Source organism: Mucilaginibacter sp., from assembly GCF_028287845.1.
GTDB lineage: Bacteria > Bacteroidota > Bacteroidia > Sphingobacteriales > Sphingobacteriaceae > Mucilaginibacter.
On record NZ_JAQBOW010000090.1, the window covers coordinates 1 to 4,173 of the forward strand.

3 protein-coding genes are annotated in these 4,173 nt (G+C 38.6%); 1 reads left to right on the forward strand and 2 read right to left on the reverse strand.

Going from position 1 to position 4,173, the window contains the following annotated elements; all coding sequences use genetic code 11:
• A partial coding sequence (locus JWP71_RS08765; protein WP_299498716.1) for a hypothetical protein occupies positions 1 to 1,256 on the reverse strand: 1,256 nt, incomplete at its 3' end.
• A 169-nt stretch (positions 1,257 to 1,425) separates the two neighbouring features.
• Here JWP71_RS08765 and JWP71_RS08770 point away from each other — a divergent pair.
• The gene (locus tag JWP71_RS08770) at positions 1,426 to 2,376 is read left to right on the forward strand and encodes a GDP-L-fucose synthase (protein WP_299498718.1); all 951 of its coding nucleotides are present in this window, start codon (positions 1,426 to 1,428) and stop codon (positions 2,374 to 2,376) included.
• A gap of 154 nt (positions 2,377 to 2,530) precedes the next feature.
• Here the strand turns inward: JWP71_RS08770 and JWP71_RS08775 are convergent, their stop codons facing one another.
• Positions 2,531 to 3,472, reverse strand: a complete 942-nt coding sequence (locus JWP71_RS08775) for a family 16 glycosylhydrolase (protein WP_299498720.1) — start codon at positions 3,470 to 3,472, stop codon at positions 2,531 to 2,533.
• Positions 3,473 to 4,173 lie beyond the last annotated feature (701 nt).

Sequence of the window (4,173 nt, forward strand, 5' to 3'; positions counted from 1 at the left end):
CCCGATAAAGCCGGCGATCCGAAGGCAGGGGTAAGGTCGGGTGCGCCATTGCCATACATCCTTGTTAGCTTAAAATCAGTTGCTAATGTTAGAATGGTGTTATTATTGACCGAATTAGTCTCAAAGACCGTCAATTCAGGATCGGGGACAGATGTGGTCAAGCCTTGGTCATAACAAAATGTCCGTGCGAGCGTGTCAGTCTGCACCAAATTACTCCTGAACTCGGCATTGTCATCGGCTAATATTACCGGCCGTGTTCTTGGACAAACCATAAAAGCGCCTTCGGGATAATCGGAAATTATCGAATTCCTTATAACAAGCCTGGTCCCTTTGCGCATATATACGCCCTGGTTCAAGTTAGTTTTAGTTACCGGCGCCCCATTCGGACCTATAATGGTCATGTTGGAAACCACCGGCCGGGTTAAAGGTGTATTGGTAGTGGGTATAGAATCATTATAGCTTTCGAATCCATTTGCACGAAGTGCTTGTGAAGACGCCTGGGTACGGTAACCAATTAAAAACTGAAGATTTCCTTCATAGCCCAAATCAAAATCAAAATCATCATCTCCGCAATTATAACTAATCAGGTGGGTTGCATTTACTGTGCCCCCTACAAATTGGAAACTGTCATCATTTGAGTATTTTATCATTACATTATCTATCTTGGTACCAGAGCCAACCCCCGCCATAACCAGGCCGCTTGCTTTATCAACCGCCCACTCATCTTCCGCCGGAGGATTGATGCCCCCGGTGTATTCTAACCTTAAATAATTGATCGCGCCGGAATTATCGGCTGTAACATTCCCGCCATATTGGGTATCTGTGGTTATAGGTAAACCTGCTACATTACCCGTACCAACATTGGTAGGGGCCTTGCCCAATAAAATAAGCGCCCCCCAATCGCCCGGTGTTTTTGTGCTAGCTGATGAGGTAAATACAACAGGCTTATCAGCTGTGCCATTAATATACAATTTAGCACCCTGTGTTATTACCATCGCGCTTTTACCTGAACGCTGGCTATTTACCTGGGCATACACTGTAATTCCGGCGGGAATGGTGAGCGTAGCATTATTCTTTACATACACCTGCCCTTTAAGGACATAATTTTTATTACCGTCAAGGGTACGGTCTGCAGTAATGGCCCCCTGCAGCGTATCGGTTTTCCGGGAATCGCCTGTGGTAGACCCCGATAGATGGTCTTTTTTACATGCCGCAAAAAAGAGAAATGGCATCAATAATAAGGATATCTTTTTCATTGTATAGTTATTTATATATTAAAAACCAATTATTTGAAATAATGTTTCTTTGAAAGTAATTTTTTTTATAATCTACAGAATAAATCGTAATATTATGCTCAAACATAATAACATTACCGCTGTTTATTAACCATGAATTATTAAAAATTAATGAATAATTTAAGTTGAAATGGAAAAAAAAGACAAAATATACATAGCGGGCCATAACGGTATGGTAGGTTCGGCTATACACAGCAAACTGGTTAAAGAAGGGTTTGATAATTTGATAACCTATAGTTCATATCAGCTCGATTTACGGGATCAGAAACAGGTTTCTGATTTTTTTGTAAGTGAAAAACCCGATTATGTTTTTTTAGCGGCTGCCAAAGTGGGGGGTATTATTGCAAATAATACCTACCGTGCCGAATTTTTGTATGATAATCTTCAAATTCAAAACAATATAATACATAACTCCTATCTCAACGGAGTTAAAAAATTGTTGTTTTTAGGTTCAAGTTGTATTTACCCCAAGCTTGCCCCGCAACCCATGAAAGAAGAATATTTGCTTACAGGTTCGTTGGAATCCACAAACGAGCCCTATGCGATAGCAAAAATAGCAGGCATAAAAATGTGCGATGCATATCGTGACCAATATGGATGTAATTATATATCAGTAATGCCAACCAACCTGTATGGCTATAATGATAACTATCATCCCCAAAATTCGCACGTGCTTCCGGCTTTAATACGCCGTATTCACGAGGCAAAAGAGGGTAATACTTCTGCTGTAACTATTTGGGGAACAGGTTCGCCATTTCGTGAGTTTTTGTTCGCAGGTGATTTGGCTGAAGCCTGCTTTTATTTAATGCAAACCTATAATGAACCTGGCATAATTAACATTGGTTCTGGCGTGGAAATATCTATAAAGGACCTGGCGCAACTAATCAAGAAAATTATCGGCTATACTGGTGAAATACAATTTGATACATCGAAACCTGATGGCACTCCGCGAAAATTAGTGAATGTTACCAAACTTGCCAACGCAGGTTGGCAACATCATACCAAACTTGAGGATGGTATTAAATTAGTTTACAAAGATTTTTTGAATAAAAGTTTGGATAAAAGTCAATTAGTTGCTTAAGAGCAAATATTGATAAACTCCGTTTCTTTAGCTCGTTGTTAACAATAAAAACCCATCAACCGTAATAGTTAATGGGTTTTTTATTTGCTGGGTTACTTCTTTAAAGCTCGGCAGGAATTAACAAATCCTAAGAGCTGGGTATAATATAGCACATTTAATTTGAGGTAAATACCTTAACATAGCTAACGTGCATTGTACCAACCTGGATGTTTGCAGGTACAAAATTGTCGTAATAAAGGCCGCCAATAGGCAAACTTAAACTAAGAACCTGTTGCTTATTAAAAAGTTGGGCAACATCAGCACCGCTTTTTGTTTCAATCAATTTGCCGTCCAGATAATATTTGATCGTACTTTGGCTCCATTCTGTCATATAAACATGATAGCAGCTTGAAAGGTCCGCGTCAGTAGGGTTATACTGGAAGCCTCCTACTACAGTATTTACCGTTGGTTGAGAACCATAGTAATAATTGGTGGCGATTACTTTAGGAAAATTTCCTTCCACCTGGAAAAAGTTGATCTGGCCATTTGTGGGCCAGTTTTGCCCATAGCTGTTAAATAAAGATGTAAGGCCATAACCAGCAGCTATTTGAACCTTGGCAACTATCATTACTTTTGGCGTTGAGGTGTTTGCAGAAAATTGCTGATTGCTTACTATCGCGGCCGATGTATAGCTGAAATTTTGCTGAGTTGAACCTCCTATTGTTGCGGGGCCGGTTACATTTTCTTTTATTGCCGCTATCTGCAGCTCGCTATTTACTATTTTGGCATTTGCCGGTTCGTAACACATTACTTCATTAGCTTCACCGCCGGTATAGGCATGCCATTTAGACAGGTCTCCGGTAAAACTATCGTCAAATGCTTTGGTCCAGGCATGGTTCGTAAGCGTGGTGTCGTTAAAAGTATAATTGCATATGGTAGTAGCGGTTACAGGATTAACAGCTGCCGCGTTGCTCCCATTATTATTTCCATTATTGTTTCCATTATTTGTTCCATTTGATGCCCCGCCGGGGGCGGCGGATTGAAGTTTTTTACAGCTGTTAAGAGACAAGTTTAATAGGCACCCTAAAACAAGGGCAGAAAGGATAGATGTTTTCATGGTCATTTTTGATTAAAGATTAATTAATTAAACAATTAAATTCACAATAGATAAACATGCGTGATTTAGAAAAGTTTCTAATCTATTAATTAAATATTTATTTTTTTATTACCATCTAGCCTTATATGTGTTATTTTATTTCGGTAATTGATTAAAAACATAATATATAAGAGAAAAAATTAAAGTAGTATTTAATTTTTTCTCTTAATGCGCGTAATTTAGTTTAAAATTGATTTATTCATGTTTTAACATGAAATTATGAATAAATATAAGTTTGTACGAAAGCTTCTTTTCTTAATAAAGTGAACATGTTAAAGATCACCTATGTTCCGCTGTTGGTTATTACTATATGGACAAAGTGGCATCATTATTCCTATCGATATTTATAACGTTTGCGTACAATTAAAAATGTGGGGGCTATTTACTTTCGGGCAACCAAAACAAAAATTGATGTAGCACAAGCGCTCCTGCCGAAGAACTGACAGCGACTTTAAAAACAAGTATAATTAATTGACATTACGACCGGTAGTTTCGGGATAGATGCCTTATAATTTAAGGACGTATCAAAGCATTTGGTAAAATGTCGGAACTTATTTTTGAGTTCCATATATTATTATCCCATCCTTCAACCACCCCGCAGTTGCCGCCGTTCCATGCCGGGTTTGATGCGCCGTTTGAATTTGTCCAGTTCACCTCATTTC